Raw genomic sequence first — 23032 nt, 5'->3', positions numbered from 1 at the left:
TATTTTTGCTATAGAACTTTTAAGACACACTTTGAAACGAAGGAACCGACTTCGCCAGTTCGAGTCGAATGTCTGGAACTTCTGTTTTCAAAATTTGCTCAAGCCTGCTGACTTCCAGATCGATCTGCTCCTTACTCAAATCAACCGGTTTTCCAATAAAGATCCTGTCATGTTTAGTAGCTGAGAGCCCTTCTTCACTCGTCAATAGTTCTTCATAAAGCTTCTCACCTGGACGTATTCCAGAATATTCAATATCAACGTCAACATTGGGCTCCAATCCTGATAAACGGATTAAATCTTTTGCCAAGTCTACAATCTTCACCGGTTTATCCATATCTAGAATGAATACTTCCCCACCCGCGGAAAGTGAACCTGCCTGAATAACTAGCTGCACAGCCTCTGGAATTGTCATAAAGTAACGTATCATTTCCGGATGTGTTACCGTCACTGGTCCCCCAGCCATGATTTGCTCTTTAAATCGAGGGATGACACTTCCACGGCTACCTAGCACATTGCCAAATCGCACTGCCGCAAATTTGGTTTCGCTCTGCTTGTCCATACTTTGAATAATCATCTCTGCCATACGTTTTGTTGCACCCATAACGCTCGTAGGATTAACAGCTTTATCCGTTGAAATAAGTACAAATATTTCTGATTTCACACGATCTGCTGCCTCCACAAGATTCCTTGTGCCAAAAATATTATTTTTGATCGCCTCGGAGGGGTTTTTCTCCATCAACGGAACATGTTTATGCGCGGCCGCATGGAAAATGACCTGTGGTTTATACTTTGTGAATATGGATTCAATTCTAATTTTATCTTGCACATCCGCTATAATTGATTCTACAACTAAAGAAGGGAATTTATCCTTTAATTCCATGCTTATGTTATAAATACTATTTTCTCCATGCCCCAAAATGATGAGTTCCACCGGATTAAAAATCGCTATTTGTCTGCAAAGTTCAGATCCAATGGAGCCGCCTGCACCAGATACCAGCACTCTTTTATTAGTAACGTATGTCGCAATTCCTTCAAGATCTACGGTCACTGGATCTCTTCCTAACAAATCTTCTACTTCCACATCACGAATCTCATTAACCGTTACACGTCCTTCTATTAGATCGTTTAGACGTGGAATAATTTTAAGTTTCGTCTGGGTGTTCTTGCAAATCTCAATAATGCCGGAAATTACCTTTCGACTGCCTGAAGGGATAGCAATTATTATATCAGTAATTTGTTGCTCTTTTACCACGCTATGAATATCTTCTCTATTTCCGAAAATCGGCAATCCGCTCACATGCTGGTGTAGTTTCTTCACGTCATCGTCAATAAATCCAACAGGGTACAATCCGTTTGCTTTATTACTCTTCAGTTCTCTAGCAACCATAGAACCACAATCACCAGCTCCTACGATTAGTACTCGGTGATATACTTCACTGCTCCGAACATAGTTATCCTTAAAAATACGGAAATAAAACCGTGAGCCCCCAACTAATATAAGCAACGTTTCGAAATTTCGAATTAAAATTGCATATGGGATATACTGATGGGATACTACCAGCATTATTATATAAGAGGCCAAAGCGCTTATAAATGTACTTTTAAGTATCGAGATCACTTCACCAATACTTGCATATAACCAAACTCTGTTATACAAATTCAAGTAATAGGAAACCCCAATTAAAGTTGCGCTTAAAATCATAAAATACCAAAACAGTTCAAAAGCATTTTCCTTTATATAGCTTGTTTCGTAGTGAAAATAATATGTGGTATAAATGCTTACAGCTACCAAAATGATGTCAACCATCACAAGTTTAGAGATTTTCCTCATAACTATACCCTCCTTTCTTTCTTTGGTCACACCAACCGCATTCCATTGTAAAAATCAACTAAAATTTGCTCTTGGCTTGTCCAACTAAGTTCCATAACAGCTTTTCTTCCATTCTGCGCCATCTGTGCTGCTTCTTCTGGATTATTTTTCAAATACATAATTGCTTTGCTCACAGCCTCCTTATCATAAGGATCGACCGTAATCCCGCATTTATGTTTATCAACAAATTCCTTCCATGAAGGAAAGTTAGAACAAAGTAAAGGCAGTCCAGCATTCATATATTCAAAAAATTTCGTTAATTCCTTTTTCATATAATGTTCAGTCGGCGGAAATAGTGCTATACCTGCGTGCCAATGGCCTTGCTTATATGTATGATCAATTTCTTCACGGTTGACGAAGGACTCGACCCCACGCATATGCACTCGTTTACTTCCTTCTCCTGCGGCAAGCAGAATGTTATCCGCTACATTTTTACTGCACTTTCCTACGTAATGCATATGAACATTTGGCAAATCCGCGAGTTGCGCATGTATTAAAGCCCCTCGATCTTCCGTAACATTACCTGTATATAATAAATGAATCTGCTCATCCACAGTCATTGAATGATCTTCAGGGTTTGGAGAGTGCTTCTCCACAGGATCTATTATGGGATAATTTAGCACTAATGCCCCATTGGGGAATTTCTCTTTATAGTATTTTTCAGCTAGACATATCTCGAAGCGTTTTGCACAAGCCATTTCAACTGCTCTAAAAATTTTCGAAGCAATTAATCTAACGAATCGTGGCAGATACTTTTTTTGCATAATACCGGTTTCATAATCCTCATGGACGTCGTAGACAACATGATTATGCTTTTTCTTTAGCAGAACACCGATTAAAAGAAGTTCGGGATCATGGAAATGGTAAACATCAGCCCTCATTTCCTTAGCAATTCTATATACTCTCCATACATCACGAGTCATTCTAAGCCATCGGTTCGATGATTTCTTCTGTGTAATAAGATGAAATGGGGCTTTTGCTAAATTATCTAGATCCTCGTTATAAGGAGCGATAAGAGTAACATCAAAACCATTTCTAGCTAAGGAGGAGCACTCTTTGTGATAAATTCTAGTGTCTAACGGATGATGAACGGTTGTTAAATGTACTACTTTGCGCATGCCTGTTCCCTCACTCACAGAGCTTATTTTATCTTATCGTGTGAATTTACTTCTTAGATTTGTTAATTTCTTGTTGAGTCTGACCCCAAATTGCCCCATAATCGTAGGCTTAAGTACTAAAATAAACATGACCATTAAACACGAAGCGGCAACACTCACTAATAGAAGATATAAATCACCTAATGCAATTTTCCTTAACCATAAAGCAAGCAAATACCAGAATAGAAACATGATGATTGCAAAGCGAATACCCGCAATTTGACTCCTCATGTATTGATTCCAACTAACATTAGTAAGCCTAAGAGCAAGCTGGGCTGTAAATAAATAATGAACAGTAATTGCAATAAACACACCTACAGCAATTCCTGCAACTCCAAACCTTCCACCTATCGATGCTCCGGCAATAACCAAGAACGCGTACAAAAACTGCCGAAGCGCGCGGTTGTAAACAGCTCCTTTGGCCATAGTTACAGAATTGCTTAATTTATAACTGGTACGGAATAATGTCCCCATAGATAAGATCTGAAAAGGGATTACTACCTCTTTCCATTGGCTCCCTAGAGTAAAGTTAATAATTTCAGGTGCAAAAATAACACAATACAAACTTATTGGTAGAACGAAAATAGTGACTAAAGATACTCCATCTAAAAAAGATTTAGTCAATTTCTCATGTTCATTTTGAATTTTGGCCCATGCCGAGAAGAGCACCTTATCTAGTACTTGACCAAGTAATGTTGCAGGAATTGCCGCAACTTGATACGCACGACCATATAAACCAGCAGCAGCAGGCCCCAACATAATCCCGGCCGCTATATTATCTCCTTGAAGGGCTGCGTAATTACATAAAGAGTCTAAAGTAGCTCCACTTCCAAAACGCATAAGCTCCTTTGTAGATTCTAAAGAAAATCGACCTTTCAAAAAATCCCGATAAGCCATACAGAGCATTGTACTTTTTATTACTGTCTGTAATAAATGAGCAACTACCAGAGACCAAATGCCGAATCCATAAAGCGCCATTGTAATGCCCACCAAACAATAACCAATGACATATGATACTAACTGCGAACGTACGATTTTGTTAAATTGCATATTTCTCTGCAGCATAGCCTCGGGAATCGTTGAAAAGCCCAGCACAGGAAAGGAGATCGATAGAAAACTTAGAACTTGAACAAGCTCAACACTATCAAATAAAATAGAAATTTGTGGAGCCAATAGCCAAAAGAGCATAAACAAAACAATGCCCAAAATAAAAGAAATAACAAAACCAGATTTAATATGATCTGGTTCGATTTCTTTTCGTTGAATAATTGAAGTTCCAACCCCCATGCTGGCAAAGTTAGATGTAAAACCGATAATAATAAGGGAAATATTGATTAATCCGAAGTCTTTTGGCGCAAGCAATCTGGCGAGGAGGATTAATACTAGAATCTGAAGCATGTTTTGCACAGCTGTGCCTGCCAACACCCAAACCGAACTTTGCAAAACATGTCCATTGTTCGTTCTCGAACTCATTCGTGTATCACAAATCTTTCTGTGGCATATACAGATGGACGTCCGATAGAATGATAAGTAAAGCCTTTTTCTTTCATAAAATCCAAGTCAAACAAATTACGTCCATCAATGATGATTGGCGCAAGCAATTCTTCTTTTACTTTGGAAAGATCCATGTGCACTACTTCATTCCATTCTGTTAAAATTGCACAAGCATCACAATTCTTGAGAGTTTCATATAGATCAGTAGAGTATAAAATAGAGTCTCCAAATATCTCCTTTGCTTCATCAATAGCAATCGGATCGAAAGCTCTAACACTAGCATTATTTTTCAAGAGTTCCTGGATGACCTTGATCGAAGGTGCAGATCTCATATCGTTTGTATTTGGTTTGAAAGCCAAACCTAAAATAGCTATTGTTTTTCCTTGCAATCCATTCAACGCATCGTTAATTTTTTGAACAAAATTGAGCGGTTGTCGACTATTCGTTTCCACTACAGAATGAATTAAAGTGAAATCATATCCAACTGTCTCAGCTATGTGAACTAGTGCTCCAGTATCTTTGGGAAAACAGGAACCTCCAAATCCTAGTCCAGCGTGAAGAAATTTACTACCGATCCTGCTGTCGAGCCCGATAGCATGAGAAAGCTGTTTAACGTCAGCTCCAACTTTTTCACAAATATTCGCAATATCGTTAATAAATGAAATTTTGGTTGCTAGAAATGCATTTGCTGCATATTTAATCATCTCTGCCGTTTCAATACTTGTAACAATAATTGTAGTATTATAAGGTCCATGTAAATCAGTAATGATTTGGGCAGCTTCCTGACTTTTAGCGCCTATTACTGCACGCTCCATATTCAAGCAGTCCCTAATTGCAGTACCCTCTCTCAAGAATTCCGGATTTGATACAACATCAAAGCGGATTGCTCGATCGGATACAAGTTCTTGGATGATATCCTCAACCATTTTTCCAGTTCCTACAGGAACTGTACTTTTATTTACAATCACCTTATAACCGTTCAAATTTTCACCGATCAATTGTGCTGCAGAACGTACATACCTAAGGTCCGCTGAACCGTCAGATGCCATAGGTGTTCCAACAGCGATATAAATTATATCCGAATTTTGTATAGCTGCAGCAATCTCAGTCGTAAATGAAAGACGTTTATTTTCATAATTGCGTGCAACTAAATCCTCTAAACCCGGCTCATATATTGGCAATTTTCCAAGTTTTAAGTTTTCAATCTTCCGTTCATCCACGTCACAACAAATCACTTCATTACCGATCTCCGCAAAACATGCACCTGACACGAGTCCAACATAGCCCGTCCCCAAAACAGCGATTTTTCTCATACTGACCTCATCTTATTTTAGTTAGTAAATTCTCTAAATACACGGCTAATTGCTCACCGATCTCATTCCGCTCTAATGCAAATTCAATGTTCGTAATTAAAAATCCTAACTTATCACCAACATCATACCGTTTGCCTTCAAATGGATAAGCGTTTACGCTCTCGATCTGATTCAACCTTTGAATCGCATCCGTCAATTGAATTTCCTGGCCTACACCGATGCTTTGTTTTTCTAAAATATCAAAAATGCCAGGTGTCAGTACATATCTTCCCATGATTGCTAAATTGGATGGTGATGTACCCCTTTTAGGCTTTTCTACAAAGCTTCTCACTGAATAAAGTTCTCCATCTTGACTAGACGGATCCACAATCCCATAGCGCGATGTTTCTTCGTCCGTGACATACTGCACACCTACAACTGAGCTTTCAGTTTGTTCATAAATATCCATTAGTTGTCGGATACATGGCGTTTCTGATTTAACAATATCGTCACCTAGCAAAACTGCGAATGGCTCATTCCCAATAAACTTCCGGGCACACCAAATGGCATGTCCTAATCCTTTTGGCTCCTTTTGACGAATATAATGAATATCAACTAAAGAGGAGGAATGGCGTACCGTTTCTAATAATTCAAATTTCTCGTTAACCATCAAATTGTGTTCAAGCTCAAATGCATTGTCAAAGTGATCTTCAATAGCTCGCTTCGCTCTTCCAGTTACAATTAAGATGTCTTCAATCCCAGATTCAATGGCCTCTTCAACAATATATTGAATCGTTGGTTTGTCCACAATTGGAAGCATTTCTTTCGGCATTGCCTTCGTGGCCGGCAAAAATCTTGTCCCAAGACCCGCAGCTGGTATGATAGCTTTTCTTACCTTCAATGTATATCCTCCTAATTTTGTAAATACGATTTAATACCCCTTGTTTTTAGAATAATCCCCAGCTGGTAATTCCTCATCGTTGTATATCATGCCTAAAACAGTGGCATTAATCGAATCCAATATCTCTCTTGCAACTTCTGCCTGTTTTTTCTTTGTGTGTCTTGCATTCAGAACAAGTACTACACCATCTGCAATTGCAGCTATAGATTGTGTATCACTCACTTCAATCAATGGTGGGGAATCAATAATAATGTGATCATACGATTGGGAAATTGCTTTTACGATTGTATTGAAATGGCGGTACATCAAATCTGAAGGAGAATCCGTAATAGGTCCTGAAGTCATGACATCTAAATTTGTGCCTGGAATGTTTCGAATCGCATGCTCAACCGTTGAATCACCGAGCAAAACATTAGTCAGCCCGATGTCATTGTCGCATCCTAGTAAGTTATGTATATTTGAGCGATGAAGATTTGCATCAATTAGCAATGTCTTTTTATTTGAATCTGCGGAGAGTAGCGAGTAGTAGCATACAAGAGAAGAAGAGCAAGGTGTATAGTTACACGTAGTAAACAATAAGGTATACCCGTGATTGCCACGCTCCCTAAGGTATATAAAACTTCTTAATTTCCTTAGTGCATCTAATGTTGAACGCTTTTGGTTCTCTCTCTTCTTTCCACGCCATTTCCACAGCTTAAACCCGATGTATCGATTCCGCAAGTCGTATCAATCCCCACAAATATTGTAAGGAAGCATTAAAATTTAACCCTTTTATTTCTCTCAGCGCTCCGCGCAAGAATCGGGTATCCTAACGTTTCCAATGCCTCTTGCTCACCCTTAATCCTTGTATCAAACATATCCAGCAACAACAAACAACTGCAAGTAAACATCACCGTAGCAAAAAAACCAATAATAACATTAATAGCTGGCTTAGGCTTTATTGGCTCTGGTTTTAACGGCACCTTTGCCGGATCAAGAATTTTCACATTATCTACTCGCAACAACTGATGAATTTCTTCTTTAAATACATCAGCAACATTATTCACAATATCTACCGCAAGGGGCATGTTAGAATCATTTACTTTAATTTGAATTACTTGCGAATTATCCAGCGCTCCGACACTAATTTTACTCGCAAGATCACTAGCACTCATATTTAAGCTCAGATTATCAATAACCTGATTTAAAACCAGACGGTTCTTGATAATCACATTATAAGAATCTATTAACTTTAAACTTGTTTGAACCGCCAAAAAATCACGGTCTGTTTCTGATTTATTGACAAGAATTTGAATCGATGCCTGATACGTTGGTTTTATAACCTTATAGCTGGCATACCCAACCGCCAATGAAACAACCAATGCCGGTATAATAACATACCAGATGCGTCTCCATATTACTTTGAAATATCTCTGTATTTCCACGTTTCTCCTTACTCACGTCCCCTCATAAGTTATGAGACTTTTTTACTATTTCGTAATCCATTTTATGGACTACTATATCACTTTATGATATTATTTTGCAATAAAATACATTAAAAACAAAAATAATGTTGTCGAATATGAGAATAATCACAAATAATATAGTCCAATAGTACTTAGCTATGCTATAATCCTTATCGTTAATAACTAAAATTTCCTTCTTTACCCATATAACCCTAAAGGGCGTGCTTAGATTTGAAAAACAAACGATTAAACGGGAAACAAATTTTCATCGTAATCTCCATAATAGCCACCATGACTTATCTTATTTGGCGTACTCTATTTACTTTACCGCCTTTTGGTCTTGCTCTTCTATTCGGTATCATATTCTTGGTCGCAGAAATGATACAAGCCTTACAATCTTTCATTTTTTATATCTTACTGTGGAAACCAACTCAACACAGACCTCCACGATTGCCTGAAATTATCCCAACCGTTGACATTCTTATTGCAACTTACAATGAACCAATGGATATTTTGCAAAAAACTATACTCGCTTGCAAAAATCTAGAGTATCCAACCGATAAGCTTCAGATTTGGTTGTGTGATGACAAACGCCGACCAGAGGCAGAAAAACTGGCCAAACAATTTAAAATTAATTACCTTAAACGAAGTAATAACGACCATGCCAAAGCAGGGAATTTGAACAATGCTCTCCAATTTATCACAGGGGAATTAGTAGTTACTCTGGATGCGGACATGTTACCAAAACCTGAGTTTCTGCAGAAAACTGTTGGATTTTTTAATGAAGAAAATGTGGCCTTTGTACAAACACCGCAATCTTTTTACAACGAGGACATATTCCAGTACAATCTTTTTCAACAAAGACATATTCCTAATGAACAAGATCTCTTTATGCAAATCATTCAGTCAGGAAGAGATCGCTTCAATTCAGCTATTTATGTTGGCAGTAACACAATTTTCCGAAAAAGTGCTCTCGATTCGATCGGAGGATTTGCTACCGACACGATAACCGAAGACATGGCAACAGGTATGATGATTCAAGCAAAAGGTTATAAAACAATTGCTTATAGCGAAGTATTGGCGCAAGGCTTGGCGAGCGAATCATTAAACGACCAATTAAAGCAAAGAATTCGTTGGGCTAGAGGTACCTTGCAAACAACCCGCAGATGGAATCCTCTAACTTACAAAGGCTTGACCCGGATGCAACGAATTCTTTATATCAACAATACGGTCTATTGGTACTTTGGATTTTTCAGATTACTCTATTTATGTTTACCATTACTCTATTTGTTCTTTGAAATTCCTGTTATGAATTCAGATTTGATTCAAATATCCATATTTTGGCTGCCTTATTTTTTACTATCCACGATTGGTCTACCTATTATTACCAAAAAGCGTCTAAATATATTTTGGTCCAATGTGCATGAAACTGCCATGGCTCCAACATTATTCGGAGCCATGTTCATAGAAACATTCTTCAAGATACAAATCCCTTTTAACGTAACCCCTAAGGGAGTATTAACGGCAAAATCTGTTGTAAATTGGAAATTTATGCTTCCTCATTTAATTTTAATTGTATTAATCTTAGCAGCAACGGCTGTATCAGTTCCCAAGCTGTTAAATGCAGGTTGGATGGATTCCCAGAAGACCCTTATTAGTCTTTTCTGGGCAATGTATGGGTTACTAAGTCTAGTTCCGTCTTTATTACTTGGAATTGAGCGTCCACGTATGCGTGTAACCGAGCGATTCTATAGAGATTATCAAATTTCTGTTCAAAATGAAAAGAATGAACCTAACGTAAATGGTTCGATTGTCGATATCAGTGAGACAGGGTGCCGCTTTTTAATTGAGCAACTGGAGACATTACCTGAAGAAATACAATTTACGATTTACGGTGAGGATGCTCATCATCTAACAGGCACAATTATTTACTACGACTCTCATCCCAAAGGATATCAAGTTGGCGTTAAGTTTACTGATGTAAGTGATGACCAAATGCAAAAACTAATAAAAGAACTGTATGGACAACCTGTTACAAATGGACAATTTACCTATCATGCAAAGAACACGATTGTAGATTTAATAGTTAAATATACGCGAAATTTCCAGTATCAATATCGTTCCAGAAGAAGAAATTCACCACGCGTTGAAATGTCATATTTAGCTCAGGTTCAGCTATTACCGAAGGAAACCTACAAGGATATTATCGAAAAGACTTTGAAAAGAAAGCTGCCTACGCGTTATTTTTTACAGATGAAGCATTTGAATTGGGCAAAGTTGATCGATATCGGCATGTACGGATGCAGCTTTCAAATTCGCAAAAACATAACCGCTGCTATCGGGGATGGTGTCGCAATTTGTTTACAGGAGATTAACGAGGTCATGCTTGGGGAAATTGTACGGATTGAGTATACGAAGAAGAATAGAGCTATTATCGGAATAAAATTCGAAAAAGATTTGGTTAACTATCGAGCCATTCAATTCATTCTTAAAGAAGAGGTAACCGATTTATCCAAACCAGCTTCTGTCGAATATTCATCATCTTCTTAAGCACTAATTGATCGAATGAAAAGTAAATACCAGGGAAACTGCCAAAGAGTTCTAACGAGAACAGAAAGCAGTTTCCCAAATGATTTCAGTAAAAACATATAGCTATTTATGTCTATTTTGAAAAGCCTTTAATGAAGCTTCCGTTGAATCGATAGTCCAATCCAATTCCTTCTTCTCATTAAACCAAACGGCCGCTTTCAGAAGAGGATAGCATCCTGAATCCATTTGCTCGTAAGCATTCTTGATCCATGTTGCTTTGTCGCCGCCAACTTCAGCGCTAGCGAATTCTGCGATAATTGTCGGTTTATTATATCTATTTAAAGAATAGTAAGCCTTATCGAAAATTTGACGGAACCATTTCCACGAAGACCAACTTTGAGAATTCCCCCAGTTGTACCCATCGATCGAAACGAAATCCACATAGTCATTTCCGGGATAGGCAAGTGTGTAGGAAGCCCCCACACCAACATTTTCAGCATTTACATTATAAATCCACTTTACATTCGTAGCTCCCTTTTTTCTGAAAATATCAACAGTCTTTTGAAATGCTTTCTTATACGAATCATTCGTATTAATTTTACTGTCTCCAATACACCACGAGTAATAGTTTGCGTTCCCCTCGTGCAAATAACGAATCCATATTTCCTTGCCGCCCTTCCAACCTTTTAGTTGTTCGGCTAGCTTTTCAAAGTAGGCATCTAATACTCCATTATTGATGTCTACTGTTGTTAAACCGAATGGCTCCAACGTTAGCATATTTATAGCATTCTTACTGTCGACATAATTTATTGTTGATCCAAATTGATCTAAGTTTTGATTTGTGTTCACAAAAGTATTAACAACTTGCATCTTACTATCAGTCTTTGTATTAAAAGCATACACATTATCTGTTACAGATGAAGGCCATGTGCCAATCCATGCCCCTTCCTGGTAATTTGTTGCAGCATTGACTGTACTTGTTGGAATAAAAAAACAAAATAAAACAGAACAAGCAAACAAAAGAATAATGTGAATTTTTAAACCCATGTTAGTTGAAAGATTTCTCATGTGCGTTAGCCCCCTGATTTTTATTAACACAAAAACAGCTCACCCGTAGGGAGCTGTATCAGAGGATTATCCGCCTATAAGACTCCTTTCGACAACTGGCTGGCATATGGAATTCCATTTAGCCCCTATAGTTTTGTGTCCTGCATTTTCATGCAGTTTACCTTTTCGTATGAAGTTTTTCTTAATTACTTGAAGTTATCTTAACTAAAATATATAGAAACTGTCAACATATTTCGATAAAATAAACGATTTTTCAACAAATTCTTACAAGTTTCGAACAGATGCACGTTCGACAACCTCATGAGGCATGATTCGACTTTCCACTTTTCCTTCGGAGTTCAAAATTGAAAACAGCATTTTCGCTGCCATTGCGCCCATCTCAAACAATGGTTGCGAAACCGTAGTCAGTGGTGGAATCGTCATTCCCGCGAGTTTGATATTATCATAGCCGATCACGGACAGCTCTTCCGGTACTCGAATCCCGAGCTTGTACGCTGTTGAAATCAGAGCTGCCGCCAATTCATCACTACTCGCAAATACGGCCGTTATGTCCGGACCTCCCGCCAATAGTTGCTCCGCTGCTAATAGCCCATCTTCAAATGAAAACTTTTTCGCACAAAAGACGAGGCTCTCATCGATAGGAAGCCCTTTAAATCGCATAGCCTCCATAAACCCCTCAATGCGGGGCACTCCCGTGATCGGATCAACCTTGGGACCGCTTAACATGGCAATTTTCTTATGCCCTTTACCGATCAGGTAGTCTGTAGCAGTATACGCTGCATGCTTATCATCCACCTTCACATAGGGCAAGTTAGAACGATAATATATGGATGACACCAGCACTACCGGAATGTTAACGTCCGATAACAGCTTATCGTATTGCTCCTCGAAAAACTGGCTGACAAAAATGACGCCGTCTACTCGTTTTTCCGCCAAAACTTGCAAGTAATCCATTGTCCGCTCTTCGATGCCATCAGTTTTACAGACGATAACGGTTGATCCGAAACTATGGACCGTTTCTTCAATTCCGTTCAAAATTTCCGCGGAAAGCATACTTGAAACATAAGGAAAAATAACACCTACGGTTTGCGTCCGTTTATTAATTAAACCTCTGGCGATCGCATTAGGCTGGTACCCCAACTGATCAATCACCTGCAGCACTCTTTCGCGAGTCTCCTCGGAATAGCCAGACCGGTTATTTAAAACCCGGGAAACCGTTGCAATTGAAACGTTTGCTAACCTTGCTACGTCCTTTATAGTCGAATCCATTTCATCCTCTTCCCGTAACCGTTTTCTCAATTTGTATGATTGAATTATAAGGATTGATTTTCAAGTGGTCAACGCAAATATTACGTCCACACACACAATTTCCAGCAGAAAATTTGGGATATTTTCCTTGATCTCAACATATCTAAGTAATATATCTAACGTAAACGTTTTCTTAAATCCTATGATAAGGGGGATCACAGTCTTCATTCTTCGCACTCCAATGAAAGATCGAGAAAAACGACCGTTTTGATAGGCACTTACAAACCATAGTGGCAAAGGGGAACAGTCCAATGAAAATGAAAGTGAGATTAAAAAGTCTATTAACTATTTCATTAGCGTTAACCATGGCAGCTTCCATAACAGCATGCGGCGGCACTGCAAGCACGTCGGGCACTCCGCAACCTGCTGCATCTCCAACAGCTAAGGAAGGCACGCCGAGCAGCACGCCGAAGGGCACAGCCGGGCAAATCGAGAAGGATGCCAAACTCCTTGTCTGGGACAATGGAGGGTCTGATGAAGACTGGGCGAAGATGGTCGCGGCTGAATTCACCAAAAAATATAACGTCCCCGTTGAAGTGCAGGTCGTCTCCCAAGGGGATGCACCAACCAAGCTGCAAACAGACGGCCCTGCCGGTTTAGGCGCAGATGTGTTTCTCGCTCCCCACGATAAACTCGGTACCCTTGTAGCATCAGGGCTTGTGTTGGAAAACTTCTTCCCCGATGAATATAAAAAAGACTTCATGGAAGCTGCGATTACAGGGACAACAATGAACAAGGTTTTGTACGGCTACCCGACCGCGATCGATACTTACGCGCTATTTTATAACAAAGATTTGGTCAAACAGCCCCCCGCAACGATGGATGAACTCATCGCTCAGGCGAAAGCGTTTACGAACAAAGAAAAGGAAAAATACGGCTTTATGATGGAAGTCGGCAACCTTTACTTCTTATATGCATTTGTCAGCGGCTATGGCGGGTACGTTTTTGGGGAGAATAACACGAATAAGGCGGATATTGGCCTCAATAATGAAGGCGCTATCAAAGCTGGACAGCTCATGCAAAAGCTTCATAAAGAAACCTTGCCTTTAAATAAAGAAGACATTAATTTCGGACTCAAAGAGACCCTATTTATTAACAATAACCTGATGTTCGACATTAACGGTCCTTGGGCCGTGGCTGCTCTGCAAAAAGGCGGTGTTAACTTCGGCGTTGCCCCGCTGCCTAAATTGGATAACGGCAAGTCTCCTATCAGCTTCTCTGGCGTGCGGGCTTATTATGTCAACTCTTACTCCAAGTACCCGGAAGCTGCATCTTTGTATGCCAAGTTTGCTACAAGCGAAGAAATGCTGATGAAGAAATTCGAAATATCCGGACAGATGCCTCCTCGGAATAGTCTTCTGGAGAACGATAAAATCAAAAGCAATGCCATCGTCAAAGGATTCCTCGATCAAGCAAAACTTTCTGTTCCAATGCCTAACATTCCGGAAATGAATTCCGTCTGGGAACCAGTAGGCAATGCTTTTACAGCGATATGGAATGAGAATGCGGACCCCAAGAAAGCATTAGACGCTTCGGTTAAGCAGGTTAAAGAAGCGATGTCTTTATCGCAAAAATAAACGGTACGCTGCTGGGGATCCATATGGACGCTGTTCCTGTGGATTCCTCTTTACCTACTTTTGAAAGGAAAGGAGCCCTCCATGCCGCCGCAAATCGTTCCCGCCGTAAGTAAACAGTCCAACAGCATGGCGATTATTAGTTCTGTATTATCCTGCTTGTTCATGGGTCTCGGTCAAATCTACAACCGCCAACTTGCAAAAGGCATTGCCTATTTACTGCTTGAAACATTCATCCTCACCTTCTGGAGCAAGCCCATCGCGCATGGTCTGTGGGGTTTATTTACCTTAGGCGAAACATTGCAGGTGAGAGAAAGGGGCAGAGTCGTCGAACAGGGCGACCATTCGATCTTTTTAATGGTTGAGGGAATTATCTATTTGCTTGTGCTAGTTGTCTGTATCTGCTTTTATGTGTTTAATGTTCGGGACGCGTACAAAGTCCGTAAACAAATTGAACGTGGTATCCCAGCCAATAACCTGCAGCAATCCCTTCTTCAAATCTGGGACAAAGGTTATGCTTACTTGCTTTTGAGTCCAGCTGTTATTTTCACACTGTTTTTAACTATACTTCCTCTGATATTCGGCATTCTAATCGCTTTCACTAACTATTCAGGCCCTAATCATTTACCTCCAAAGCATCTCGTCGACTGGGTCGGATTCGAGAGCTTTACGAATTTGTTCAAACTCAAAGCCTGGAGCTACACTTTCTATAATGTGGTTGGATGGACGATCGTATGGGCTATTCTGACCACTGCAACGACTTACTTCGTGGGTCTGCTGTATGCAATCATGATTAACTACAAGCCTATTCGGCTCAAACGCATGTGGAGGACTATTTACATTTTACCTTGGGCGATCCCCGCTTTCGTAACGATATTAATTTTTCGAAACTTGTTTAACGCACAATTTGGGCCTCTGAACGCTTATTTACGCTTGGCTGGATTCGATCCCATTCCCTGGCTTTCAGATCCAACCTGGGCCAAAATCACACTTATTCTCGTGAATACATGGCTAGGTTTCCCATTCTGGATGGCGTTGATGTCTGGCGTCTTAACGAATATCGACCGGGATATGTATGAGGCAGCAGAGGTAGATGGTGCCAGCGCCTGGCAGAAGTTTACCAGCATTACCCTTCCGCTCGTCCTGTTTGCAACAGCTCCGCTACTCATTATGAGCTTTGCCGGCAATCTGAATAATTTCAACATCATCTATCTCTTCACGGAAGGTGGACCCGTTAATGTCAACTACAGCTATGCGGGATCAACAGATATCCTTATTTCATGGATTTTTAAGCTAACGCTCCAGCAGAACCAATTCAACACGGCATCCGTCGTTTCCATCATTATTTTTATTTTCACCGCTTTGTTCTCAATCCGTAATTTCCGGAATACTCGAGCCTTTAAGGAAGAGGATATGATCCAATGAACCAGGTCTACGTGAAAAAAAGAGCTTCTGTCGGTAAGGCGCTGCAGCGCCGTTTTGCTCTTCTGCTCATCTATATGATTCTTTTCGTCACAGCAATTTGCGTTCTCTACCCTGTGATTTGGGTCATTCTAGGATCATTCAGCCCAGGTGAGTCGATCTCGTCGGCGAGTTTTTTGCCCCATACGCTTACATTAGATCATTACTACAACTTGTTTATTAAAAAGAACTACGCCATCTGGTATAAAAATACGTTGTTTATCGCCGTAATGAACATGATTCTGTCAACCATCCTGATCGTCTTGGCCTCCTACGCACTGTCGCGCTTCCGGTTTCCTGGAAGAAAGCAAGGACTCATGGTTATGCTTGTGCTGCAAATGTTTCCATCTTTCATGGGAATGATAGCCATCTACATCTTACTGCTTCAAATTGATTTGCTGGATAATCACTGGGGACTTATCCTCGTGTACGCCGGCGGTTCGATCCCTTTTGGAGCATGGCTGGTCAAAGGATATTTTGACGGTTTGCCCCGCAGTCTGGAGGAAGCCGCCAAAATTGACGGTGCTTCACATACATCGATTTTCTTCAAAGTCATGATGCCGCTTTCCGTCCCTATGCTTACCTTCATTGCCGTTTCAAATTTTATCGGTCCTTGGATGGATTTTATTTTCGCTCGGCTCGTGCTGCGCTCGGATAAAAATAAAACGCTTGCCATCGGTCTGTTTGAAATGGTCACAGGTCGAGAAAATAATGAATTCACCACTTTTGCAGCTGGCGCTGTACTTGTCGCAATTCCAATTACTTTGCTGTTCCTTTTCCTTCAGAAATATATCATCGAAGGCTTAAAGGCAGGCGCTAACAAAGGATAGGACGCCAGAAAAAAAGTCTGCTTATCTCCATCCAGCAATTGCGGGAGATCGGCAGACTTTTTTATAAATGATAAGACAAATACGATTACCCCAACCCAGCAAACTCCTGCTTGCGTTTATTCATAAAAGCAACCGCTTGCGCACATTTCTCATCGCCTACTTTTTCGACCAGCAGCTTAACCAGTTCAGCAGTGCCCACATTCTCTGCAGGTATACGCACGGTTCGTTGTGAAGTCTTCAGTATGAAAATCCCTCCGTAAAATCGGGAGTACCCCACTTGGGTTACCTCTGAGAAATGAATGAATTTGGTGCCATACCAACGATAGGAAAATAAACTATGCTCTGTCACCCTAATCTTCGTAATAGCAACGACAAGTGAAAGAAAGGCAAACAGCACCACTTCAATGCCTACACAAAAAACAAACAGCACCTGCTCATCCGCATCATAATCATCGATATAACTGGATCCAATTAAGGCGATAACTCCAAGAACAAAGGCTGCGTACACAAACCAGCGGATTAGCTTACCTTTTCTGAAGATCAGCTCTCCCTTTTTGTTTCTTTCGGCCGGCTGAAAAGGATATCCAGCGAATTTCTTCATTACACTGCGTTCCATTGCTGTCGCCATAATACTACTGAACTCCCTCCGTCCGCACCTTACCTGTTTCGTTAAATTTCGTATATCGCTCAATAACAAGCTTTTCCGTAGGATTAATTGTATTCTTAACGAGCCATATCAACATGCATATGAGAATCACTCCAGTAATAGCAACAATAGGTACATAACCTACATATTCCATAATGACTACCAGAAAATATAAAAGTGCGGGAACCCGGAACGAGTATGATTCTGAAGTTTCCATGTAGTATGCGAGCCAGGATAAGCCCCCTCCAATAACAAGCGTTTTCAGCAAATTGCTAAGCGGTTTGCGTATCGAACCAAGGCGTGTGTTTTTCTCGTTAACATAGGTAAAATCCTGATTAATGCTCCTATATAGCTGGGCAATAAATTTGTTTTTTTCATCTAAGGATTTGAATGTTAATTTTTTACGCTTCCTTTCGCCTGTTTCAAATGACTTATAAGCGATTGTAACCGTTTCATCGCCTTTTACATCCGTATACAGCCCTTCTAAGCAGCTAACTCTTACTGCCAGCATTTTCTCGTGCAGATGCTGTTCCAGGCGATCTACAGGTATAGTTCCACTAGCTAAATCTTCCATGATGACTTGAGATTGAGCTTGTTTTAAATGGCCAATGAGGAAATCTCTATAGAGAAGGAGCTCACTCGCATTATCTAATTGAAAAACCTCTGGTTGTGCTAACCTAATTTCAGACATTCGTAAAATCCTCCTGATATTCATCTTGGTGCAAGATGATAGTTCTCCTCTAAGGCGCGTTTACTTGACCATAAAAATAGTTATTATTCCAATCAAAACTGCCGGAATCGAACAATACTCCATCGGAATGAAAAACAAACTATGTTGGTATCCCAACTGCATTTGTCTTCCACTCTTCACTTCCAAATAGATATTGTTTTTATTTCTATTAAAATATTTCCCTGCATACCAGATCGGTACTGCCGATAGAAGGAACCCAATGCCTACATAAATATGCTCATTGGTGGAGTTTGAAACTTGATCTGTAAATATCGATGCTATTCCCATCGCAGCTATGACCATAATGACGGCAATGGGGATTGTTAAGATTCCTGCGCCTTTCCAAATAATCATTCCTTTGCTCCTCTGCAAAAATAATTTTTTTTCATACAATCGGAAATGAGCTTCTAGCTGTATGACTAATCATACAGTCGCAGCACACGATTCCTCCGATCACTCAGTACATGAAATATTTGTCGATAATTGTATGAATTTGTATTTTAATTATAATAAAGCATTTTACACATGTTTTCTGTGTGTTTTTACACTTTTTTAACTTTATTCGGAATTATATCTGGGGGCCGTCTTCTGAAATTGCCGCTCTCAACTTTTCATCACATATCCCACCCATACATGAATATATTTAGTAACATGCTTTTTTTCCGTCTATGTCCATTCAGCGTTATGCTTTCCATATCATCAGGAATATGTTTACGATACAAATTTTCTAACGAATACTCTCAGGAGGTGTCCCGCATGACAGAACCCCTATTCATTGTCTCCAAGGAAGATTGGTCTCTCCACCGCAAAGGATACCAAGATCAAACACGGCACCAGGAAAAGGTGCGAGAAGCGATTAAACAAAACCTTCCAGATCTGGTAACCGACGAGAGCATCGTCATGTCCAATGGCAAGCAAGTTGTGAAAGTGCCTATTAAAAGCCTCGATGAATACCGCTTTCGCTACAACTACAGCAAGGGGAAACATGTCGGTCAAGGCGATGGGGATTCACAGGTTGGCGACGTGCTGGGCACAGACCCGCAGCCTGCCCAAGGCCCCGGCAAAGGAGAAGGCGCAGGCGACCAGGCCGGTGAAGATTATTATGAGGCTGAGGTTAGCATGGAGGAGTTGCAAACGATGCTGTTCGCAGAGCTGGAACTGCCGAATCTGCAGCAGAAAGATAAGCGCAATATGACGACGAAGGAAGTCATTTTTAACGATATTCGGAAGAAAGGCATTATGTCGAACATCGATAAAAAGCGCACCATTATGGAGAATTTGCGCCGCAATTCCAAAACGAGCGAGCCTGGCATCCACCATATTTCGCCTGACGATCTTCGCTTCAAGACGTGGGAGGAAGTTGAGAAGCCGCATTCGAATGCGCTGATTATTGCCATGATGGACACCTCCGGCTCCATGGGCTCTTTCGAAAAATACATAGCCCGCAGCTTCTTCTTCTGGATGACCCGCTTCCTGCGAACGAAATACGAGAACGTAGAGATCGTCTTCATCGCCCATCATACGGAAGCCAAAGAAGTTACGGAAGAAGAGTTTTTTACGAAAGGGGAAAGCGGGGGGACGATTTGTTCTTCCGCTTACCAGACCGCCATCGAAATCATCGACAGACGGTACCCGCCGTCGCAATTCAACATCTATCCCTTCCACTTCTCGGACGGTGACAACTTAACCTCCGATAATGAACGTTGTGTAAAGCTGATTACGCAGCTGATGGAGCGTTCCAACATGTTCGGCTATGGGGAAGTCAATCAATACAATCGCAGCTCTACGCTGATGTCCGCTTTTCGTCATATTCATGATCCCAAATTTCTCCACTATATTATCCGTGAGAAGGGCGAGGTCTACAAAGCGTTGAAAACCTTCTTCACGAAGCAGGAAGGAGTTGCGGCACAATGAGTACATCTGAGATCGCTCAGCTTGAATATGCCATTGCAGAAATTACGGAAATCGCGAAGGGCTTTGGCTTGGACTATTTTCCGATGCGCTATGAAATATGCCCGGCTGAAGTCATTTATACGTTTGGCGCTTATGGGATGCCGACCCGGTACAGCCACTGGAGCTTCGGAAAAAATTTTCATCGCATGAAGACGCAATATGATCTGGGACTCAGTAAAATTTACGAATTGGTCATTAATTCGGACCCTTGTTACGCTTTTCTGCTTGATGGCAACTCCCTGATTCAAAATAAATTGATTGTCGCGCACGTCCTCGCTCATTGCGACTTCTTCAAAAACAACGTGCGATTTTCCAAGACGAATCGCAATATGGTGGAAAGCATGTCAGCAACAGCCGAACGCATTCGCCAATACGAAATCGAGCATGGCGCCGAGGAAGTGGAGCAATTCATTGATGCGGTGCTTGCGATTCAGGAACACATCGATCCGGTGTTGACCCTCTCCTACGGCCAATCGCGGAAACGTCAAGAAACCCATAAAGCCACCACACCCAACGCTCCGTCAGAAGCGACTTACGGCTACGAGGATTTATGGGAGATGGATGAAAAAGGGAAGGCAGCACCTGACAAAGAGGAAGCAAAACGTTTTCCGGTGCGTCCTGAAAAGGATATCCTTCTGTTCATCGAAGAGAACGCGCCTTACATGGAGGAATGGCAGCGGGATATTTTGACGATGCTGCGTGATGAGATGCTCTATTTCTGGCCGCAGTTGGAAACGAAAATCATGAACGAAGGCTGGGCTTCCTATTGGCATCAACGCATACTGCGTGAGCTTGATCTGAATGAAGAGGAAACGATAGAGTACTCCAAGCTGAACTCCTCCGTTGTCGTTCCCTCTCGCCATAGTCTGAACCCCTATTACTTGGGTCTTAAAATTTTTGAGGATATCGAGAAACGATGGGATAACCCGACGGATGAGGAAATTCGCAGGCACGGCCGCAAGCCGGGCGAAGGCCGCCGTAAAATTTTCGAAGTAAGGGAGTATGAATCAGACACCTCCTTCATTCGGAATTATATGAATAAGCCACTTGTGGAGGAGCTCGATCTGTATGTTTTCGAGAAAAAAGGGCCCGAGTGGAAAATTACCGATAAAACATGGGAGAATATTCGCGACCAACTGGTCTACTCGCGTGTGAACGGAGGTTTCCCGTACATTGTCGTCGAGGATGGCGATTACCAGCGCAACGGCGAGTTGTACTTATCCCATGCATTCGAAGGTGTCGAGCTCGATCTGAAATACGTCGAGAGGACACTGCCGTATATCTACAAGCTCTGGGGTAAAACCATCCATATGCACACAATCGTAGAAGATAAACCAGTGCTGTTTAGCTTTGACGGGAAGAAGCATCATCGCCGGTTTTTGTAAATTTTGTGCCAAGATACACCTAATTTGATCCCTCCCATTCACTGCTCTTTTTCTAACTCGTGAACGCCCCTCAAAACTAGTTCAAATTCGACACCGCTCTTCGACGGACTTAATGTGAGGGACATGATACCTTTAGAAATGTTCTACACATTTACTCTTAAGGAGATGAAGCGAGCGAGATGAGAATGAATATTTTGTTTAACATGAAGCCGGTTACGGTTCATTTTGTTGGTACGGATCACAAATTAATTCCTTCCCTTATCAGCGCACTGCGTAATAACAAATTTACCATTATGAATCTCGTTCATTCACTGGAACGTGTTGATTTATTTAGTTCGGAGGCCATTCTCTATGCAAAGGATGGGAATAAAGCCAGAATTCCAATCTTTTAAATGAAAGGATGCCCATAGTGAAAATCAAGCCGTTCTGCAAGCAACCAACTTGCAAAACGGCTTTTTTATGCGAATATTTCCCGAGAAAGTTTCATAGACTAATAGAGAAAAGAGAGAAATCTATAGAATAGGAGTATGCCGCATGCAGCTATTTCGCGTGGTTAAAGTAAACCCTACCTCCCTGCTCGTCTATGTCCTTATTATGCTAACCAGTTTTACTTTGACCATCATTGTTCTGACGCATACGTTTACAAAGCCTTCGATACGCCCCTTGCCCATTTCCAAGTACAGCATCAGTCAGGGAAATAATGGCGTCACCCTGCATACGATACAAACTCCGCCAGAGAATATTGGGCTTAAAGCCATCGCCTCTAATGTAGCGAACCTTCGCGATAACGGGATCAACGGAGGCTTTTTCTGGCAGGGGTACCTGCTCAGCATCGCTGTCATCGATGATCTCCCCGTGAAGGGGAAACCCGGCGATTACGGGTCCGGTTGGTATAATAGTGACCGCAAACGAGGGACGCTCGTCTGGGATGAGAAAGCAAAGACGTTCACCGTTCAAGTCGTTGAAGCAGCCCAAGAGCTAAAGGTTACCGATCGCGCGCATTACTGGGCGCAAGGCGGGGTCAGCATGGGACTGCACAATCCGGATGGGTGGGCCAGCCAAGCCATTTCTGAAGAAATGCCGGTTATCCATGAGAAGCGAATGCGTTCTGGCATTGTTTATGATAAAAGCAATAATGTCTACCTCGTTGTAGCACCAACGCCCTGCACCGGCGAACAATTCCGCGCAGCCGTGATGGAGCAGGTGGGTGGCGGGGAATTGGTCGACGGACTGTTCCTTGACGGAGACGGCTCTTCTCAGCTGAAAGTTGCAGACCATGTACTGCCCGGCGATCATCGTGAAGTCTATCAAATGATCTCGCTGCTGAACTAATTATTTCGCAAATAGTTTCTCAGCCGCATCCAGCCTTTGAAACCCGGATTTTTAACA

General features: G+C 41.2%; 20 protein-coding genes and 1 riboswitch. Of the genes, 8 read left to right on the top strand and 12 right to left on the bottom strand.

The annotated features are described in order from the left end of the window. Positions 1-19: 19 nt before the first annotated feature. From ABRS97_RS03405 to ABRS97_RS03375, 7 genes are read right to left on the bottom strand one after another with little or no spacing between them, the layout of a single operon-like run. Positions 20-1831 (bottom strand): polysaccharide biosynthesis protein, encoded by a 1812-nt coding sequence (locus ABRS97_RS03405; protein WP_367811497.1) that lies wholly within the window; start codon positions 1829-1831, stop codon positions 20-22. 26 nt (positions 1832-1857) lie between these two features. Continuing rightward, positions 1858-2988 carry a glycosyltransferase gene (locus tag ABRS97_RS03400; RefSeq protein WP_367811496.1) on the bottom strand — a complete coding sequence of 377 codons (1131 nt, stop codon included), beginning with the start codon at positions 2986-2988 and terminating at the stop codon, positions 1858-1860. 33 nt (positions 2989-3021) lie between these two features. Then, positions 3022-4500: a lipopolysaccharide biosynthesis protein gene (locus ABRS97_RS03395; RefSeq protein ID WP_367811495.1), complete on the bottom strand. Its 1479-nt coding sequence runs from the start codon at positions 4498-4500 to the stop codon at positions 3022-3024. Further along, positions 4497-5834, bottom strand: coding sequence for a UDP-glucose 6-dehydrogenase TuaD (tuaD, locus tag ABRS97_RS03390; RefSeq protein WP_367811494.1), 1338 nt, complete (start codon positions 5832-5834; stop codon positions 4497-4499). The genes ABRS97_RS03395 and tuaD overlap by 4 nt, the downstream gene beginning before the upstream one ends. 7 nt (positions 5835-5841) lie before the next feature. Beyond that, positions 5842-6714 carry a UTP--glucose-1-phosphate uridylyltransferase GalU gene (gene galU, locus ABRS97_RS03385; RefSeq protein ID WP_367811493.1) on the bottom strand — a complete coding sequence of 291 codons (873 nt, stop codon included), beginning with the start codon at positions 6712-6714 and terminating at the stop codon, positions 5842-5844. Positions 6715-6744: 30 nt separating this feature from the next. Then, entirely contained in the window at positions 6745-7434 is a 690-nt protein-coding gene (locus ABRS97_RS03380; protein WP_367811492.1) for a tyrosine-protein kinase family protein, read from the bottom strand. A gap of 35 nt (positions 7435-7469) precedes the next feature. Then, positions 7470-8138 (bottom strand): YveK family protein, encoded by a 669-nt coding sequence (locus ABRS97_RS03375; protein WP_367811491.1) that lies wholly within the window; start codon positions 8136-8138, stop codon positions 7470-7472. A gap of 252 nt (positions 8139-8390) precedes the next feature. Here ABRS97_RS03375 and ABRS97_RS03370 point away from each other — a divergent pair, with 252 nt between their 5' ends. Next, complete coding sequence (locus tag ABRS97_RS03370; RefSeq protein ID WP_367811490.1) at positions 8391-10709, top strand: glycosyltransferase family 2 protein; 2319 nt, start codon at positions 8391-8393, stop codon at positions 10707-10709. Positions 10710-10811: 102 nt separating this feature from the next. Here ABRS97_RS03370 and ABRS97_RS03365 read toward each other — a convergent pair whose 3' ends face one another. Both ABRS97_RS03365 and ABRS97_RS03360 read right to left on the bottom strand, forming a co-directional pair. Beyond that, complete coding sequence (locus ABRS97_RS03365) at positions 10812-11756, bottom strand: glycoside hydrolase family 26 protein (protein ID WP_367811489.1); 945 nt, start codon at positions 11754-11756, stop codon at positions 10812-10814. An 87-nt stretch (positions 11757-11843) separates the two neighbouring features. Further along, a riboswitch (cyclic di-GMP riboswitch) is annotated at positions 11844-11928 on the bottom strand. 92 nt (positions 11929-12020) lie between these two features. Beyond that, entirely contained in the window at positions 12021-13025 is a 1005-nt protein-coding gene (locus ABRS97_RS03360; RefSeq protein ID WP_367811488.1) for a LacI family DNA-binding transcriptional regulator, read from the bottom strand. A 290-nt stretch (positions 13026-13315) separates the two neighbouring features. Here ABRS97_RS03360 and ABRS97_RS03355 point away from each other — a divergent pair, with 290 nt between their 5' ends. The 3 genes from ABRS97_RS03355 to ABRS97_RS03345 all read left to right on the top strand — a co-directional run bounded on the left by ABRS97_RS03355 (position 13316) and on the right by ABRS97_RS03345 (position 16929). Next, positions 13316-14641: a sugar ABC transporter substrate-binding protein gene (locus tag ABRS97_RS03355; protein ID WP_367811487.1), complete on the top strand. Its 1326-nt coding sequence runs from the start codon at positions 13316-13318 to the stop codon at positions 14639-14641. An 81-nt stretch (positions 14642-14722) separates the two neighbouring features. Beyond that, a complete protein-coding gene (locus ABRS97_RS03350) occupies positions 14723-16063 on the top strand; it encodes a carbohydrate ABC transporter permease (protein ID WP_367811486.1) in 1341 nt (446 codons plus the stop codon). Continuing rightward, entirely contained in the window at positions 16060-16929 is an 870-nt protein-coding gene (locus ABRS97_RS03345; protein WP_483312408.1) for a sugar ABC transporter permease, read from the top strand. The genes ABRS97_RS03350 and ABRS97_RS03345 overlap by 4 nt, the downstream gene beginning before the upstream one ends. A gap of 85 nt (positions 16930-17014) precedes the next feature. Here ABRS97_RS03345 and ABRS97_RS03340 read toward each other — a convergent pair whose 3' ends face one another. The 3 genes from ABRS97_RS03340 to ABRS97_RS03330 are packed head-to-tail and all read right to left on the bottom strand — an operon-like array spanning position 17015 to position 18659. Next, positions 17015-17557 (bottom strand): hypothetical protein, encoded by a 543-nt coding sequence (locus tag ABRS97_RS03340; protein ID WP_367811485.1) that lies wholly within the window; start codon positions 17555-17557, stop codon positions 17015-17017. 4 nt (positions 17558-17561) lie between these two features. Then, positions 17562-18266, bottom strand: coding sequence for a hypothetical protein (locus ABRS97_RS03335; protein WP_367811484.1), 705 nt, complete (start codon positions 18264-18266; stop codon positions 17562-17564). A gap of 60 nt (positions 18267-18326) precedes the next feature. Further along, positions 18327-18659 (bottom strand): hypothetical protein, encoded by a 333-nt coding sequence (locus ABRS97_RS03330; RefSeq protein ID WP_367811483.1) that lies wholly within the window; start codon positions 18657-18659, stop codon positions 18327-18329. Positions 18660-19061: 402 nt separating this feature from the next. Between ABRS97_RS03330 and yhbH the strand changes: the two genes are divergently transcribed. The 4 genes from yhbH (at position 19062) to ABRS97_RS03310 (ending at position 22975) form a co-directional block, all read left to right on the top strand. Continuing rightward, positions 19062-20219 (top strand): sporulation protein YhbH, encoded by a 1158-nt coding sequence (gene yhbH, locus ABRS97_RS03325; RefSeq protein ID WP_367811482.1) that lies wholly within the window; start codon positions 19062-19064, stop codon positions 20217-20219. Continuing rightward, complete coding sequence (locus tag ABRS97_RS03320; RefSeq protein ID WP_367811481.1) at positions 20216-21643, top strand: SpoVR family protein; 1428 nt, start codon at positions 20216-20218, stop codon at positions 21641-21643. The genes yhbH and ABRS97_RS03320 overlap by 4 nt, the downstream gene beginning before the upstream one ends. 179 nt (positions 21644-21822) lie before the next feature. Next, on the top strand, positions 21823-22035 hold the full coding sequence (locus tag ABRS97_RS03315; RefSeq protein WP_367811480.1) for a hypothetical protein: 213 nt from the start codon (positions 21823-21825) through the stop codon (positions 22033-22035). Between the two features lie 142 nt (positions 22036-22177). Further along, on the top strand, positions 22178-22975 hold the full coding sequence (locus ABRS97_RS03310; RefSeq protein ID WP_367811479.1) for a hypothetical protein: 798 nt from the start codon (positions 22178-22180) through the stop codon (positions 22973-22975). The last annotated feature ends 57 nt before the right edge of the window (positions 22976-23032 follow it).

This window comes from Paenibacillus tabacirhizosphaerae, assembly GCF_040812395.1.
Lineage (GTDB): Bacteria > Bacillota > Bacilli > Paenibacillales > NBRC-103111 > Paenibacillus_E.
The sequence above is the reverse complement of the archived record's forward strand: the minus strand, read 5'-3'. Positions and strand labels throughout refer to the sequence as shown.

Excerpts from the sequence above, each read along its gene's own strand:
- ABRS97_RS03405 (WP_367811497.1), bottom strand. The coding sequence starts at position 1,831 with ATGAGGAAAATCTCTAAACTTGTGATGGTTGACATCATTTTGGTAGCT.
- ABRS97_RS03400 (WP_367811496.1), bottom strand. The coding sequence starts at position 2,988 with ATGCGCAAAGTAGTACATTTAACAACCGTTCATCATCCGTTAGACACT.
- ABRS97_RS03395 (WP_367811495.1), bottom strand. The coding sequence starts at position 4,500 with ATGAGTTCGAGAACGAACAATGGACATGTTTTGCAAAGTTCGGTTTGG.
- tuaD (WP_367811494.1), bottom strand. The coding sequence starts at position 5,834 with ATGAGAAAAATCGCTGTTTTGGGGACGGGCTATGTTGGACTCGTGTCA.
- ABRS97_RS03365 (WP_367811489.1), bottom strand. The coding sequence starts at position 11,756 with ATGAGAAATCTTTCAACTAACATGGGTTTAAAAATTCACATTATTCTT.
- ABRS97_RS03360 (WP_367811488.1), bottom strand. The coding sequence starts at position 13,025 with ATGGATTCGACTATAAAGGACGTAGCAAGGTTAGCAAACGTTTCAATT.
- ABRS97_RS03355 (WP_367811487.1), top strand. The coding sequence starts at position 13,316 with ATGAAAATGAAAGTGAGATTAAAAAGTCTATTAACTATTTCATTAGCG.
- ABRS97_RS03350 (WP_367811486.1), top strand. The coding sequence starts at position 14,723 with ATGCCGCCGCAAATCGTTCCCGCCGTAAGTAAACAGTCCAACAGCATG.
- ABRS97_RS03345 (WP_483312408.1), top strand. The coding sequence starts at position 16,060 with ATGAACCAGGTCTACGTGAAAAAAAGAGCTTCTGTCGGTAAGGCGCTG.
- ABRS97_RS03340 (WP_367811485.1), bottom strand. The coding sequence starts at position 17,557 with ATGGCGACAGCAATGGAACGCAGTGTAATGAAGAAATTCGCTGGATAT.
- ABRS97_RS03335 (WP_367811484.1), bottom strand. The coding sequence starts at position 18,266 with ATGTCTGAAATTAGGTTAGCACAACCAGAGGTTTTTCAATTAGATAAT.
- ABRS97_RS03330 (WP_367811483.1), bottom strand. The coding sequence starts at position 18,659 with ATGATTATTTGGAAAGGCGCAGGAATCTTAACAATCCCCATTGCCGTC.
- yhbH (WP_367811482.1), top strand. The coding sequence starts at position 19,062 with ATGACAGAACCCCTATTCATTGTCTCCAAGGAAGATTGGTCTCTCCAC.
- ABRS97_RS03320 (WP_367811481.1), top strand. The coding sequence starts at position 20,216 with ATGAGTACATCTGAGATCGCTCAGCTTGAATATGCCATTGCAGAAATT.
- ABRS97_RS03315 (WP_367811480.1), top strand. The coding sequence starts at position 21,823 with ATGAGAATGAATATTTTGTTTAACATGAAGCCGGTTACGGTTCATTTT.
- ABRS97_RS03310 (WP_367811479.1), top strand. The coding sequence starts at position 22,178 with ATGCAGCTATTTCGCGTGGTTAAAGTAAACCCTACCTCCCTGCTCGTC.